Origin of the sequence: Pseudomonas peli (assembly GCF_900099645.1) — a bacterium.
GTDB lineage: Bacteria > Pseudomonadota > Gammaproteobacteria > Pseudomonadales > Pseudomonadaceae > Aquipseudomonas > Aquipseudomonas peli.
This window is the reverse complement of record NZ_FMTL01000013.1, coordinates 1-15,519: the sequence shown is the minus strand read 5'-3', so window position 1 is coordinate 15,519 and position 15,519 is coordinate 1. Positions and strand designations below refer to the sequence as shown.

The following is a 15,519-nucleotide window of genomic DNA, read 5'->3' as shown; positions in this document are numbered from 1 at the left end:
GAACCGAATACTTCGGAGCAGACGCGGGTCAGAGCAGCGGTCAGAGTGGTTTTACCGTGGTCAACGTGACCGATAGTGCCAACGTTGACGTGCGGTTTGTTACGTTCAAATTTTTCTTTAGCCACGACAATTAACTCCTAGCTTAAAGGGGCTGAATCAGCCTTGTTTTTTGGTTACCGACTCGACGATGTGCGACGGAGCCGTATTGTATTTTTTAAATTCCATGGAGTAGCTTGCGCGACCCTGAGACATGGAACGGACGTCGGTCGCATAACCGAACATCTCACCCAGCGGAACTTCAGCACGAATCACCTTGCCGGAGATCGTGTCTTCCATACCCAGGATCATGCCACGACGACGGTTAAGGTCGCCCATCACATCACCCATGTAGTCTTCTGGGGTAACAACTTCTACCGCCATGATCGGCTCAAGCAACTCACCACCGCCCTTCTGGGCCAGTTGCTTGGTCGCCATGGAAGCAGCCACCTTGAACGCCATCTCGTTGGAGTCGACGTCGTGGTAGGAACCATCGAACACGGTAGCCTTCAGGCCGATCAGCGGATAACCGGCAACGACGCCGTTCTTCATCTGCTCTTCGATACCCTTCTGGATCGCCGGGATGTATTCCTTCGGAATCACACCACCTACGACTTCGTTCAGGAACTGCAGACCTTCCTGACCTTCGTCAGCAGGTGCAAAGCGGACCCAGCAGTGACCGAACTGACCACGACCACCGGACTGACGAACGAACTTGCCTTCGATTTCACAGCTCTTCGTGATGCGCTCACGATAAGAAACCTGAGGCTTACCGATGTTGGCTTCGACGTTGAACTCGCGGCGCATGCGGTCGACCAGGATGTCCAGGTGCAACTCGCCCATACCGGAGATGATCGTCTGACCAGTCTCTTCATCAGTTTTGACGCGGAAAGACGGGTCTTCCTGAGCAAGCTTGCCCAGTGCGATACCCATTTTTTCCTGGTCGTCCTTGGTCTTAGGCTCTACGGCAACCGAGATAACCGGCTCCGGGAAGTCCATGCGAACCAGGATGATTGGCTTGTCAGCGTTGCACAGAGTCTCACCAGTGGTGACGTCCTTCATGCCGATCAAGGCCGCGATGTCACCAGCGCGCACTTCCTTGATCTCTTCGCGGGCGTTTGCGTGCATTTGCACCATACGACCCACGCGCTCTTTCTTACCTTTAACCGAGTTGATCACGCCGTCGCCGGATGCCAACACGCCCGAGTAAACGCGGACGAAGGTCAAGGTACCCACGAATGGGTCGGTAGCAATCTTGAACGCCAGCGCCGCGAAAGGCTCGTCATCACTTGCATGACGCTCCATTTCCTCTTCCTCGTTATCTGGGTTGGAACCCTTGATAGCAGGAATGTCGGTAGGAGCAGGCAGGAAGTCGATAACGGCGTCGAGAACCAGGGGAACACCCTTGTTCTTGAAGGAAGAACCGCAAACAGCCAGAACGATTTCGCCAGCGATAGTACGCTGACGCAGAGCGCCCTTAATTTCTTCGATGGTGAGTTCTTCACCTTCGAGGTACTTGTTCATCAGCTCTTCGTTGGCTTCGGCCGCAGCCTCAACCATGTTGCCACGCCACTTCTCGGCTTCTTCCAGCAATTCAGCTGGAATGTCCTTGCGAACAGGAACCATGCCTTTGTCGGCATCGTTCCAGTAGACAGCTTGCATGTTGATCAGATCGATCTGACCCTGGAAGTTGTCCTCTGCACCGATAGCCAGCTGGATCGGCACCGGGGTGTGACCCAGACGCTGCTTGATCTGACCGATAACGCGCAGGAAGTCAGCACCTGCACGGTCCATCTTGTTGACGTAAACAAGACGTGGAACGCCGTACTTGTTGGCCTGACGCCATACGGTTTCCGACTGAGGCTCAACGCCCGAAGTACCGCAGAACACAACGACCGCGCCATCGAGTACACGCAGCGAACGCTCAACTTCAATGGTGAAGTCAACGTGGCCGGGGGTATCAATTACGTTGAAGCGATGTTCATCTTTGTACTGCTTCTCGGAACCTTTCCAGAAGGCGGTAATAGCAGCGGAAGTGATGGTAATACCACGTTCCTGCTCCTGCACCATCCAGTCTGTGGTCGCGGCGCCGTCATGCACCTCGCCCATCTTGTGGCTTTTGCCAGTATAGAAAAGCACACGCTCGGTGGTCGTGGTTTTACCCGCGTCCACGTGAGCCACGATACCGATGTTACGGTAACGGTTAATCGGTGTAGTACGAGCCATAAAGCCCTCGCAAATTTAGAAGCGCGATAATTAGAAGCGGTAGTGCGAGAAAGCCTTGTTGGCTTCAGCCATACGGTGCACGTCTTCACGCTTCTTAACTGCAGCACCTTTGCCTTCAGCGGCATCCAGCAACTCACCAGCCAAACGCAGAGCCATAGACTTCTCGCCACGCTTACGGGCGAAATCTACCAGCCAGCGCATGGCAAGAGCATTACGACGGGACGGACGAACTTCGACCGGAACCTGGTAAGTAGCACCGCCTACACGGCGCGACTTCACTTCGACCAGCGGAGCGATGGCGTCGAGAGCTTTCTCGAAGATTTCCAGGGGATCGCTGTTCTTACGCTCTTTAACCTTATCCAGGGCGCCATAAACGATACGCTCGGCAACGGCTTTCTTGCCGCTTTCCATCACGTGGTTCATGAACTTGGCCAGGATTTGGCTTCCGTATTTTGGATCATCAAGCACTTCGCGCTTGGCTGCTACACGACGTCTTGGCATGTGATAAGCCCTCAAACGGTCTTCAGGTTAGCTCGGGACCGCATTGCGCCCGACCTTACTCTTATCGACTCAGAAAATTAGAAATTCGCAATTCAGTACAAACGCCGATTACTTCGGACGCTTGGTACCGTACTTCGAACGACCCTGCTTACGGTCTTTAACGCCGGAAGTATCCAGCGAACCGCGCACGGTGTGGTAACGCACACCTGGCAAGTCTTTTACACGGCCGCCGCGAATCAGTACGACGCTGTGCTCTTGCAGGTTGTGGCCTTCACCGCCGATGTACGAGGAAACCTCGAAACCGTTGGTCAGGCGTACACGGCATACTTTACGCAGTGCCGAGTTAGGTTTTTTCGGCGTAGTGGTATACACGCGAGTGCACACACCACGACGCTGCGGGCAGTTCTGCAGCGCAGGCACGTCGGATTTCTCGACGATACGCTTACGCGGCTGACGTACCAGCTGGTTGATAGTTGCCATCTTAAGCTCCACTGTTGTCTTGCGACGCTATTGCCCTACAAACAAAATGGCAGAGCACGTGCCCTGCCAAATTTAGGGGTGCATGAGTCTAAAGAGACTCACCGCCCCAGTCAAGACAAAGCCCCGCTAGCGAACTAGCGGGGCTTTGAACTTAATTGCTGCTGGAGTTCAGCGCTTCGGTCAGTGCGGCTTCCACTTCACTGGCGCTGACACGTACCGGCTGAGCCGCATCACGCTTACGTTTACGCTCGCTGTGATACGCCAGACCGGTACCGGCTGGGATCAGACGACCCACAACCACGTTTTCTTTCAGACCACGCAGGTAGTCGCGCTTGCCAGTAACCGCCGCCTCGGTAAGAACGCGAGTGGTTTCCTGGAAAGAAGCCGCCGAGATGAACGACTCGGTGGACAACGACGCCTTGGTGATACCCAGCAGAACGCGGGTGTACTTGGCAACGAACTTGTCTTCTGCAGCCAGACGCTCGTTTTCACCCAGTACCGCGGTCAACTCCATCTGATCGCCCTTGATGAAGGAGGAATCGCCCGACTCAGCCACTTCAACCTTGCGCAACATCTGACGCAGGATGGTTTCGATGTGCTTGTCGTTGATCTTCACGCCCTGCAGGCGGTAAACGTCCTGAATCTCGTTAACGATGTACTTGGCCAACGCACTGACACCCAGCAAACGCAGGATATCGTGCGGGTCGCTAGGACCGTCGGAGATGACTTCACCCTTGTTGACCTGCTCACCCTCGAACACGTTCAGGTGACGCCACTTCGGAATCAGCTCCTCATACGGATCGCTACCGTCGTTCGGGGTAATAACCAGACGGCGTTTGCCTTTGGTCTCTTTACCGAACGCGATGGTGCCGCTGATTTCCGCCAGAATCGAAGCTTCTTTCGGACGACGCGCTTCGAACAAGTCGGCAACGCGCGGCAGACCACCGGTGATGTCACGGGTCTTCGAAGTTTCTTGCGGAATACGAGCGATAACATCACCGATCGCGATCTGCGCACCGTTCGCCACACCCACCAGGGCGTTGGCCGGCAGGAAGTACTGAGCCAGTACATCGGTACCTGGCAGCAGCAGATCCTTACCATCTTCGCCAACCATCTTCACCGCAGGACGGATGTCCTTGCCGGCAGCCGGACGATCTTTCGGATCAAGGACTTCGATATTGGTCAAACCAGTCAATTCGTCCGTCTGACGCTTGATGGTGATGCCTTCTTCCATGCCCACGTAGGTCACGGTACCTTTCATTTCGGTAACGATCGGGTGGGTGTGCGGGTCCCACTTGGCGACGATGGCGCCAGCGTCGACCTTGTCACCTTCCTTCACGGAAATCACAGCACCGTACGGCAGCTTGTAGCGCTCGCGCTCACGACCGAACTCATCAGCAATCGCCAGCTCACCGGAACGGGACACCGCTACCAGGTTGCCGTCAAGACGCTCAACGTGCTTCAGGTTGTGCAGACGAATCGCACCGCCATTCTTCACCTGGACGCTGTCAGCAGCCGAGGTCCGGCTAGCCGCACCACCGATGTGGAACGTACGCATGGTCAGCTGGGTACCCGGCTCACCGATCGACTGAGCAGCGATAACGCCGACTGCTTCACCGATGTTGATCTGGTGACCACGGGCCAGGTCGCGACCGTAGCACTTGGCGCAGATCCCGTAGCGGGTTTCACAGCTAATCGGCGAACGTACGATCACTTCGTCGATGCTGTTCAGCTCGATGAATTCAACCCACTGCTCGTCAACCAAGGTACCTGCCGGAACCAGAAGCTCCTCGGTGCCAGGCTTGAACACGTCACGAGCGATCACTCGACCCAGTACGCGCTCACCCAGCGGCTCAACTACGTCACCGCCTTCAATGTGCGGCGTCATCAGCAGGCCATGCTCTGTGCCGCAATCGATTGCGGTAACGACCAGATCCTGGGCAACGTCTACCAGGCGACGAGTCAGGTAACCGGAGTTAGCAGTTTTCAACGCGGTATCCGCAAGACCCTTACGAGCACCGTGCGTCGAGATGAAGTACTGCAGAACCGACAGACCTTCGCGGAAGTTCGCAGTGATCGGCGTTTCGATGATCGAACCGTCTGGCTTAGCCATCAGACCACGCATACCAGCTAGCTGACGGATCTGCGCAGCAGAACCCCGCGCACCGGAGTCGGCCATCATGTACATCGAGTTGAACGACTCTTGTTCAACGGTTTTGCCTTCGCGATCAACCACTTTCTCTTTCGAGAGGTTGGCCATCATCGCTTTAGACACTTCATCGTTAGCCTTGGACCAGAGGTCGATCACCTTGTTGTACTTCTCGCCCTGGGTTACCAGGCCGGAGGCGTACTGCGATTCGATCTCTTTAACTTCCTCGGTGGCGGCGTCAATGATGCGCGCCTTCTCATCCGGGATAACGAAGTCGTTCACGCCGATCGACACACCAGAGATGGTCGAGTAAGCGAAACCGGTGTACATCAGCTGGTCAGCGAAGATCACGGTGTCTTTCAAGCCAACGGTGCGGTAGCACTGGTTGATCAGCTTGGAGATCGCCTTCTTCTTCATCGACTGGTTGACCACGTCATACGACAGGCCATCCGGCACGATCTGGAACAGCAACGCACGGCCGACAGTGGTGTCGACGATACGGGTGTTCTTGGTGATGGTGCCGTCGCGGTCTTTGATCACTTCGTTGATGCGCACTTTTACGCGAGCATGCAGCGAGGCTTCGCCACCACGGAAAACTCGGTCAACTTCCTGCAGGTCAGCGAATACGCGGCCTTCGCCCTTGGCGTTGATCGCTTCGCGGGTCATGTAATACAGACCCAGTACCACGTCCTGCGAAGGAACGATGATTGGCTCACCGTTGGCAGGCGACAGGATGTTGTTGGTCGACATCATCAGTGCGCGCGCTTCGAGCTGAGCTTCCAGCGTCAGCGGAACGTGCACGGCCATCTGGTCACCGTCGAAGTCGGCGTTGTACGCGGCGCAGACCAACGGGTGCAGCTGAATCGCTTTACCTTCGATCAGAACCGGTTCAAACGCCTGGATGCCCAGACGGTGAAGGGTTGGTGCACGGTTGAGCAGCACGGGGTGTTCGCGAATCACTTCAGCGAGAACGTCCCAAACCTCTGGCAGCTCGCGCTCGACCATCTTCTTGGCAGCCTTGATGGTGGTCGCGAGACCACGCATTTCCAGCTTGCCGAAGATGAACGGCTTGAACAGCTCGAGAGCCATCTTCTTCGGCAGACCGCACTGATGCAGACGCAGAGTCGGGCCTACGGTAATAACGGAACGACCGGAGTAGTCCACACGCTTACCGAGCAAGTTCTGACGGAAACGACCTTGCTTACCCTTGATCATGTCAGCCAAGGATTTCAGCGGACGCTTGTTCGAGCCAGTGATGGCGCGACCGCGACGACCGTTGTCGAGCAGGGCGTCGACCGCTTCCTGCAGCATGCGCTTTTCGTTGCGCACGATGATGTCCGGTGCGGACAGATCGAGCAGGCGCTTGAGGCGGTTGTTACGGTTGATTACGCGGCGATACAGATCGTTGAGATCCGAAGTCGCGAAACGGCCACCGTCGAGCGGAACCAGCGGACGCAGATCTGGCGGCAGAACCGGCAGAACGGTCAACACCATCCACTCAGGCAGGTTGCCCGAACCGAGGAAAGCTTCCATCAGTTTCAGACGCTTGGACAGCTTCTTGATCTTGGTTTCCGAGTTGGTTTGCGGAATTTCTTCGCGCAGACGGCCAATCTCGTGCTCCAGGTCGATCGCGTGCAGCAGTTCGCGAACGGCTTCAGCACCCATGCGGGCGTCGAAGTCATCACCGAACTCTTCGAGGGCTTCGAAGTACTGCTCGTCGTTCAGCAGCTGGCCTTTTTCAAGGGTGGTCATGCCTGGGTCGATAACGACATAGCTCTCGAAGTAGAGAACGCGTTCGATATCACGCAGGGTCATGTCCATCAGCAAACCGATACGGCTTGGCAGCGATTTCAAGAACCAGATGTGGGCAACCGGCGAAGCCAGTTCGATGTGCGCCATGCGCTCACGACGAACCTTGGCCAGTGCAACTTCAACGCCGCACTTCTCGCAGATCACGCCGCGATGCTTCAAGCGCTTGTACTTACCGCACAGGCACTCGTAATCCTTTACCGGGCCAAAGATTTTGGCGCAGAACAGGCCGTCACGCTCAGGCTTGAACGTACGGTAGTTGATAGTTTCCGGCTTTTTAACTTCACCGAACGACCACGAACGGATCATCTCAGGCGAAGCAAGGCCGATGCGAATAGCATCGAACTCTTCGACTTGACCCTGGTTTTTCAGCAAATTCAGTAGGTCTTTCAAGGCCTTTCCTCCTGGCGGAGCAGAGAGCGGGCTGTGGTGCCCCGCTCTCGATTCGCGTCACGTGTTATTCGGTTTCCAGATCGATGTCGATACCCAGCGAACGGATCTCTTTGATCAGTACGTTGAAGGACTCGGGCATGCCCGGCTCCATACGGTGATCACCGTCCACGATGTTTTTGTACATCTTGGTACGGCCGTTCACGTCGTCCGACTTCACGGTCAGCATTTCCTGCAGGGTGTAGGCGGCGCCATAAGCTTCCAGTGCCCAGACCTCCATCTCACCGAAGCGCTGACCACCGAACTGCGCCTTACCACCCAGCGGCTGCTGAGTAACCAGGCTGTAGGAACCCGTGGAACGCGCGTGCATCTTGTCGTCCACCAGGTGGTTCAGTTTCAGCATGTACATGTAGCCAACGGTGGTCGGACGCTCGAACTGGTTACCCGTACGACCGTCGATCAGGCGCATCTGGCCGCTTTCTGGCAGGTCTGCCAGTTTCAGCATGGCCTTGATTTCGCTTTCCTTGGCACCGTCGAACACCGGGGTGGCCATTGGCACACCACCTTTGAGGTTGTGCGCCAAGCGAAGGATTTCCTGATCGCTCAGCTCATCCAGGCTTTCCTGACGACCGCCGATCTCGTTGTAGATCTGCTGCATGAACTTACGCAGCTCAGCGACCTTACGTTGCTCTTCGAGCATGCGGTTGATCTTCTCGCCCAGACCTTTGGCCGCGAGGCCCAGGTGGGTTTCAAGGATCTGACCGACGTTCATACGCGACGGTACGCCCAGCGGGTTCAGTACGATGTCCACCGGCGTACCGTGGATGTCGTGCGGCATGTCTTCAACCGGCATGATCACAGAGACCACACCCTTGTTACCGTGACGACCGGCCATCTTGTCGCCCGGCTGGATGCGGCGACGGATTGCCAGGTAGACCTTGACGATCTTCAGCACGCCTGGAGCCAGGTCATCGCCCTGCTGCAGCTTGCGTTTCTTGTCTTCGAACTTGTCGTCGAGCAGCTGACGGCGGTCGGAGATGTAGGCCTGGGCCTTTTCCAACTGCTCGTTCAGGGCATCGTCAGCCATGCGCAGTTTGAACCACTGGCCGCGCTCGAGGCCGTCGAGGAACTCGTCGGTGACTTCTGCACCCTTCTTCAGGCCAGCGCCACCTTCGGCTTTCTTGCCTACCAGAGCGGAACGCAGACGCTCGAAGGTTGCACCTTCAACGATGCGGAACTCTTCGTTCAGATCCTTACGGATCTCGTCGAGCTGGCTCTTCTCGATCGACAGAGCACGAGCATCACGCTCAACGCCGTCGCGGGTGAAGACCTGCACGTCGATAACGGTACCTTTGGTGCCAGTTGGCACACGCAGGGAAGTGTCTTTAACGTCAGACGCCTTCTCACCGAAGATCGCACGCAGCAGTTTCTCTTCCGGAGTCAGTTGGGTTTCGCCTTTTGGCGTGACCTTGCCGACCAGAATGTCACCTGGGCCCACTTCAGCGCCGACATACACGATGCCTGCTTCGTCCAGCTTGTTCAGCGCAGATTCACCGACGTTCGGGATATCGGACGTGATTTCTTCCGAGCCGAGCTTGGTGTCACGTGCCACACAGGTCAGTTCCTGAATGTGGATGGTGGTGAAACGATCTTCTTGCACCACGCGCTCGGAGAGGCAGATGGAGTCTTCGAAGTTGTAGCCGTTCCACGGCATGAACGCGACGCGCATGTTCTGACCCAGAGCCAGTTCACCCATATCGGTGGACGGGCCGTCGGCCAGGATGTCGCTGCGCTCAACCTTGTCACCTTTGCTCACCAGCGGACGCTGGTTGATGCAGGTGTTCTGGTTGGAGCGGGTGTATTTGGTCAGGTTGTAGATGTCGACACCGGCTTCGCCAGTTTCAACTTCGTCGTCATTGACGCGAACTACAACACGGCTGGCATCGACGGAGTCGATCACACCGCCACGGCGAGCCACGACGCAAACGCCGGAGTCGCGCGCTACGTTGCGCTCCATGCCGGTACCGACCAGCGGCTTGTCAGCGCGCAGGGTTGGCACAGCCTGACGCTGCATGTTCGAACCCATCAACGCACGGTTGGCGTCGTCGTGCTCGAGGAACGGGATCAACGAAGCGGCAACCGAAACTACCTGCTTAGGCGATACGTCCATCAATGTGACGTCTTCAGGCGCTTTAACGGTGAATTCGTTGAGGTGACGTACGGCCACCAACTCATCAACTAGCTGACCTTTGTTGTTCATGGTCGCCGAAGCCTGGGCGATCACGTGATCGGCCTCTTCGATGGCGGACAGGAACACGATTTCGTCGGTAACCAGGGTGTCTTTCACCACACGGTACGGGCTCTCGAGGAAACCGTACTGGTTGGTGCGCGCATAGGCTGCCAGGGAGTTGATCAGACCGATGTTCGGACCTTCAGGGGTCTCGATCGGACACACACGGCCGTAGTGGGTCGGGTGTACGTCACGGACTTCGAAGCCAGCACGCTCACGGGTCAGACCGCCCGGGCCAAGAGCCGAAACACGGCGCTTGTGGGTGATCTCGGAGAGCGGGTTGTTTTGGTCCATAAACTGCGAGAGCTGGCTGGAACCGAAGAACTCTTTCACCGCTGCCGCAACCGGCTTGGCGTTAATCAGGTCTTGCGGCATCAGGCCTTCGCTTTCGGCCATCGACAGACGCTCTTTGACCGCACGCTCAACACGTACCAGGCCAACGCGGAACTGGTTCTCGGCCATTTCGCCTACGCAGCGAACACGACGGTTACCCAAGTGGTCGATGTCGTCGACGATGCCTTTGCCGTTACGGATATCGACCAGGGTCTTGAGGACCGCAACGATATCTTCCTTGCTCAGCACGCCCGAACCTTCGATTTCGGTGCGACCGATACGACGGTTGAACTTCATCCGGCCCACGGCCGACAGATCGTAACGCTCGGCGCTGAAGAACAGATTGTTGAACAGAGTCTCGGCAGCATCCTTGGTTGGCGGCTCGCCAGGACGCATCATGCGGTAGATCTCGACCAGCGCTTCCAACTGATTGGTGGTGCTGTCGATCTTCAGGGTATCGGAGATAAACGGACCGCAATCGATGTCGTTGGTGTACAACGTTTCGATGCGTACGACCTGAGCCTTGACCACTTTGGCCAGGATCTCAACGTTCAGCTCGGTGTTGCACTCAGCGATGATTTCGCCGGTAGCCGGGTGCACGATGGCCTTGGCCGAGGTGCGACCGATCAGGTAGTCGATCGGCACTTCCAGCTCTTTGATGCCGGCTTTGTCCAGCTGGTTGATATGGCGCGCGGTAATCCGACGGCCTTGCTCAACGATGACCTTGCCCTTGTCATCGAGGATATCGAGGACGGCAATTTCACCGCGCAGACGCTGCGGAACCAGCTCCAGGTTGAGGGACTCGCCCTTAACGTGGAAAACGTTGGTCGCATAGAAAGCGTCCAGCACTTCTTCAGTGCTGTAGCCCAGCGCGCGCAGGAGCACAGAAGCCGGCAGTTTGCGACGACGGTCGATACGCACGAACACGGCGTCTTTAGGATCGAACTCGAAGTCCAGCCAGGAGCCGCGGTAAGGAATGATGCGCGCCGAGTACAGCAGCTTGCCCGAGCTGTGCGTCTTGCCACGGTCGTGGTCAAAGAACACGCCTGGGGAGCGGTGCAGCTGGGAAACAATCACACGCTCGGTACCGTTGATAACGAAGGTACCGTTCTCGGTCATGAGCGGAATTTCGCCCATGTACACTTCTTGCTCTTTGATGTCCTTGATCGCTTTGTTCGACGATTCTTTGTCGAAAATGATCAGACGGACTTTTACCCGCAGCGGTACGGCATAGGTTACGCCGCGCAGCGTACATTCCTTGACATCAAAAGCCGGCTCGCCCAAGCGATAACCGACGTACTCCAGAGCAGCATTGCCGGAGTAGCTGATAATCGGGAAAACAGACTTGAAGGCCGCATGCAGGCCAATGTCGCGGAACTGGTCCTTGGTCGCCCCTGCCTGCAGGAATTCGCGATACGAATCCAGCTGGATGGCCAGGAGATAAGGCACATCCATGACATCCGGCAACTTGCTAAAGTCCTTGCGGATACGTTTTTTCTCAGTATATGAGTAAGCCATCAGCGTTCCCCAGCTTGGTCACCTGCTTATTTGGCCCCTCCGACGGGAGTTGCCAGAAACTCTTGCAAACCCGAGGTTTGCGCCACCTCATCGGGTGGGTATTTCACGCTCTAGAGCAGCGAACGATTCGCCGACCTAGAACGGAAAAAGGCCGGTGGCAAAAGCCACCAGCCATCAGCCTTTCGCTTAACGCTTGGGCTGTAGACGCAAGGTCGTCGCTTACTTGAGCTCGACTTTGGCGCCAGCTTCTTCCAAAGCAGCTTTGGCTTTGTCAGCTGCGTCTTTCGCAACAGCTTCCAGAACCATGGCAGGAGCGCCGTCAACTACAGCCTTGGCTTCTTTCAGGCCCAGACCGGTCAGTTCACGAACTGCCTTGATCACGTTTACTTTCTTCTCGCCGGCTTCAACCAACATCACGTTGAATTCGGTTTGCTCTTCAACAACAGCGGCAGCAGCAGCTGGACCAGCAGCAGCAACAGCAGCGGTAACGCCGAAGGTTTCTTCCATTGCTTTGATCAGTTCAACAACCTCCAGAACAGTTTTCTGGCCAATTGCTTCGATGATTTGTTCGTTAGTCAGAGACATGACTTAAATCCTGTATTGGGGTGACAGCCTACGCAGCCATCAAATTAAACATATGATTTTGAAAGAGCTTGCGATGCCTTAGGCAGCGGTAGCTTCTTTCTGGTCGCGAATGGCCGCCAGAGTACGAGCCAGCTTGCTGGTAGCGCCTTGGATCACGCTCATCAGCTTCGCAATAGCTTCGTCGCGAGTTGGCAGCGAAGCCAACACGTCGATCTCGTTTGCTGCGAGGAACTTGCCTTCAAACGCAGCTGCCTTGATCTCGAACTTATCCTGACCCTTGGCGAACTCTTTGAAAATACGAGCAGCAGCGCCCGGATGTTCCTTGGAGAATGCAATCAGGGTCGGGCCTTTGAACACGTCGTTGAGGACCGAATACTCGGTGCCTTCAACAGCGCGCTTGAGCAGGGTATTACGTACAACACGTACGTATACGCCAGCTTCGCGGGCCTCTTTACGGAGTCCGGTCATAGCGCCTACAGTCACACCACGGGCATCAGCCACGACAGCGGACAGGGCTACTTTGGCAGCCTCGTTGACTTCAGCGACGATGGCCTTCTTGTCTTCGAGTTTAATTGCCACGGGTAAAACTCCTGCTTGTTACCGTTTCATCTGGCCGAAGCCGGATGTCGTTTTGGTGTCTGATTCGGTAAGGAACCGGGAGCACCATCTGCGTAGGCTGTTAATTTAAGGCTTGCGCCACCTACGGTCTTGGATAGCCCCCGCAAAGCAGGGACCCCAAAGATTCGAGACAGCGCAATTACTCGCACTGTCTCTATGTATTACGCGTCGAGCGAGCCTTGGTCGATCACCAAACCAGGACCCATGGTAGTGCTCAGGGTTACGCGCTTGACGTAAACACCTTTCGAAGTCGATGGCTTCAGACGCTTGAGGTCGGAAATCAGCGCTTCAACGTTCTGCTTCAGCTTCTCGGCGTCAAAACCAACCTTGCCGACGGAACCGTGAATGATGCCGTTCTTGTCAGTACGGAAACGCACTTGACCAGCTTTGGCATTCTTCACCGCGGTAGCCACGTCAGGGGTAACGGTGCCGACTTTCGGGTTAGGCATCAGACCGCGCGGGCCGAGCACTTGGCCGAGCTGACCCACAACGCGCATTGCATCCGGGGAAGCAATTACTACGTCATAGTTCAGGTCGCCGCCTTTCATTTCGGCAGCCAGATCGTCCATACCTACGCGATCAGCGCCGGCAGCCAGAGCAGCTTCAGCAGCTGGACCCTGGGTGAACACGGCAACGCGAACGCTTTTGCCCGAGCCGTTCGGCAGAACGGTGGCGCCACGTACAACCTGGTCGGATTTACGCGGATCAACACCGAGGTTGACGGCGATATCTACCGACTCAGAGAACTTAACTGCAGACAGTTCAGCCAGCAGAGCGGCCGCTTCAACAAAGTTGTAAGCCTTACCAGCTTCAACTTTCTCAGCGATTGCCTTTTGACGCTTGGTCAACTTAGCCATTACACACCCTCCACGTTGAGGCCCATGCTACGAGCGGAGCCGGCGATAGTACGCACAGCTGCATCCATATCAGCAGCAGTCAGATCAGCCTGTTTGGTTTTGGCGATCTCTTCCAGCTGAGCACGAGTCACGGTGCCAACCTTAACGGTGTTCGGACGAGCCGAACCGCTGGTCAGGCCAGCAGCTTTCTTCAGCAGAACCGAAGCAGGGGTGCTTTTGGTTTCAAAGGTGAAGCTACGGTCGCTATAAACAGTGATGATCACTGGAGTCGGCAGACCAGGTTCCATGCCCTGGGTACGGGCGTTGAACGCCTTGCAGAATTCCATGATGTTCACGCCGTGCTGACCCAGAGCTGGGCCGACAGGTGGCGACGGGTTGGCTTGTGCAGCCTTTACTTGCAGCTTGATATAAGCCGTAATTTTCTTAGCCATGAGCTACTCCAGTTTTGGGTTCTAGCGCCTTTCGGCTCCCCAGCTATTGCCTATTTATCCCAGTGACGACAAAACCCCGCAGCCTATGGCTGCGGGGTAAGGGATGCTTGTGTCAGTTATGCCTTTTCGACCTGACTGAACTCCAGCTCGACCGGTGTAGAGCGACCAAAAATAGTCACTGCCACCTGGATGCGGCTCTTCTCGTAATTAACTTCTTCAACAACACCGCTGAAATCAGCAAACGGACCATCAGTCACACGCACCATTTCACCCGGCTCGAACAATGTTTTCGGCTTCGGCTTGTCGCCACTATCGGCAACACGACGCAGAATGGCATCAGCTTCTTTTTCAGTGATCGGCGCAGGCTTATCTGCAGTACCACCGATGAAGCCCATGACGCGCGGGGTGTTCTTGATCAAATGCCAAGTAGCCTCGCTCATCTCCATCTGCACCAGGACATAACCTGGGAAGAACTTACGCTCACTCTTGCGCTTCTGACCGTTCCGCATCTCCACAACTTCTTCAGTGGGGACCAGAATCTCGCCAAAAACGTCTTCCATACCAGCGAGCTTCACACGCTCTACTAACGAGCGCATAACATGCTTCTCGTAACCCGAGTAAGCATGCACAACGTACCAACGCTTAGCCACGGGACACCCTTAGCCGACAATCAACGAAACAAGCCAACCAAGCAGGGAATCTAAACCCCACAACAAAAGCGCCATAACCAAAACAACAGCCACAACGATCAAAGTTGTCTGCGTGGTTTCCTGGCGAGTTGGCCAAACGACCTTGCGAATTTCAACGCGAGCTTCTTTTGCCAACACCCAAAAGGCCTGACCTTTTGAGGTTTGCAGGGCAATCACGCCAGCCAATGCGGCAACAACAAGCAAGGCCAGAACGCGATACAGAATAGGCTCAGCAGAGAAATACTGATTACCGACTACGCCTGCGATTACCAGAGCAGCAACTACGAGCCACTTAAGCAGATCGAAGCGAGAGTCTTTGGCTTCAGCCTTAACATTCATCTACTAATATCCTGTAAAAAGACGCGCCAAATTCTAGGGAAAATGGCAGGTCAGGAGGGAATCGAACCCCCAACCTACGGTTTTGGAGACCGTCGCTCTGCCAATTGAGCTACTGACCTAAAAACTGAATCAGGCCGACCATTATGCCGGCCCGATCAAAACAGATCAATCGATTACGCGATGATCTTGGCTACGACGCCAGCGCCGACGGTACGACCGCCTTCACGAATAGCGAAACGCAGACCTTCTTCCATTGCGATGGTCTTGA

General features: G+C 55.9%; 13 protein-coding genes and 1 tRNA gene. All 14 read right to left on the bottom strand.

Annotated elements, in window-relative coordinates; all coding sequences use genetic code 11:
* The coding region (locus tag BLO50_RS21350) for a GTP-binding protein (RefSeq protein WP_007925961.1) at positions 1-125 on the bottom strand (125 nt) is incomplete at its 3' end.
* 31 nt (positions 126-156) lie between these two features.
* On the bottom strand, positions 157-2,262 hold the full coding sequence (gene fusA, locus BLO50_RS21345) for an elongation factor G (RefSeq protein ID WP_090256283.1): 2,106 nt from the start codon (positions 2,260-2,262) through the stop codon (positions 157-159).
* A 30-nt stretch (positions 2,263-2,292) separates the two neighbouring features.
* Positions 2,293-2,763 (bottom strand): 30S ribosomal protein S7, encoded by a 471-nt coding sequence (rpsG, locus tag BLO50_RS21340; RefSeq protein WP_010490886.1) that lies wholly within the window; start codon positions 2,761-2,763, stop codon positions 2,293-2,295.
* A gap of 108 nt (positions 2,764-2,871) precedes the next feature.
* Entirely contained in the window at positions 2,872-3,243 is a 372-nt protein-coding gene (rpsL, locus tag BLO50_RS21335) for a 30S ribosomal protein S12 (RefSeq protein ID WP_003463319.1), read from the bottom strand.
* A 151-nt stretch (positions 3,244-3,394) separates the two neighbouring features.
* Complete coding sequence (gene rpoC, locus BLO50_RS21330) at positions 3,395-7,594, bottom strand: DNA-directed RNA polymerase subunit beta' (RefSeq protein ID WP_090256282.1); 4,200 nt, start codon at positions 7,592-7,594, stop codon at positions 3,395-3,397.
* 64 nt (positions 7,595-7,658) lie between these two features.
* A complete protein-coding gene (gene rpoB / locus BLO50_RS21325; protein WP_090256281.1) occupies positions 7,659-11,732 on the bottom strand; it encodes a DNA-directed RNA polymerase subunit beta in 4,074 nt (1,357 codons plus the stop codon).
* 219 nt (positions 11,733-11,951) lie between these two features.
* Positions 11,952-12,317, bottom strand: a complete 366-nt coding sequence (gene rplL / locus BLO50_RS21320; RefSeq protein WP_090256280.1) for a 50S ribosomal protein L7/L12 — start codon at positions 12,315-12,317, stop codon at positions 11,952-11,954.
* A gap of 78 nt (positions 12,318-12,395) precedes the next feature.
* Positions 12,396-12,896 carry a 50S ribosomal protein L10 gene (rplJ, locus tag BLO50_RS21315; protein ID WP_069522397.1) on the bottom strand — a complete coding sequence of 167 codons (501 nt, stop codon included), beginning with the start codon at positions 12,894-12,896 and terminating at the stop codon, positions 12,396-12,398.
* 200 nt (positions 12,897-13,096) lie between these two features.
* Positions 13,097-13,792, bottom strand: coding sequence for a 50S ribosomal protein L1 (rplA, locus tag BLO50_RS21310; RefSeq protein WP_090256279.1), 696 nt, complete (start codon positions 13,790-13,792; stop codon positions 13,097-13,099).
* Entirely contained in the window at positions 13,792-14,223 is a 432-nt protein-coding gene (gene rplK, locus BLO50_RS21305) for a 50S ribosomal protein L11 (protein WP_069522401.1), read from the bottom strand. Before rplK ends, rplA begins: the two co-directional genes overlap by 1 nt.
* A 116-nt stretch (positions 14,224-14,339) precedes the next feature.
* Positions 14,340-14,873, bottom strand: a complete 534-nt coding sequence (nusG, locus tag BLO50_RS21300) for a transcription termination/antitermination protein NusG (RefSeq protein WP_090256278.1) — start codon at positions 14,871-14,873, stop codon at positions 14,340-14,342.
* Positions 14,874-14,882: 9 nt separating this feature from the next.
* Entirely contained in the window at positions 14,883-15,251 is a 369-nt protein-coding gene (gene secE / locus BLO50_RS21295) for a preprotein translocase subunit SecE (protein WP_090256277.1), read from the bottom strand.
* A gap of 43 nt (positions 15,252-15,294) precedes the next feature.
* Positions 15,295-15,370: transfer RNA gene (locus BLO50_RS21290), tRNA-Trp, on the bottom strand.
* 54 nt (positions 15,371-15,424) lie between these two features.
* Positions 15,425-15,519 (bottom strand): EF-Tu C-terminal domain-related protein (locus BLO50_RS21285; RefSeq protein ID WP_482211622.1); only part of this gene is annotated, 95 nt, incomplete at its 5' end.

Coding starts and splice junctions, on each gene's coding strand:
- fusA (WP_090256283.1), bottom strand. CDS start 2,262: ATGGCTCGTACTACACCGATTAACCGTTACCGTAACATCGGTATCGTG.
- rpsG (WP_010490886.1), bottom strand. CDS start 2,763: ATGCCAAGACGTCGTGTAGCAGCCAAGCGCGAAGTGCTTGATGATCCA.
- rpsL (WP_003463319.1), bottom strand. CDS start 3,243: ATGGCAACTATCAACCAGCTGGTACGTCAGCCGCGTAAGCGTATCGTC.
- rpoB (WP_090256281.1), bottom strand. CDS start 11,732: ATGGCTTACTCATATACTGAGAAAAAACGTATCCGCAAGGACTTTAGC.
- rplL (WP_090256280.1), bottom strand. CDS start 12,317: ATGTCTCTGACTAACGAACAAATCATCGAAGCAATTGGCCAGAAAACT.
- rplA (WP_090256279.1), bottom strand. CDS start 13,792: ATGGCTAAGTTGACCAAGCGTCAAAAGGCAATCGCTGAGAAAGTTGAA.
- rplK (WP_069522401.1), bottom strand. CDS start 14,223: ATGGCTAAGAAAATTACGGCTTATATCAAGCTGCAAGTAAAGGCTGCA.
- secE (WP_090256277.1), bottom strand. CDS start 15,251: ATGAATGTTAAGGCTGAAGCCAAAGACTCTCGCTTCGATCTGCTTAAG.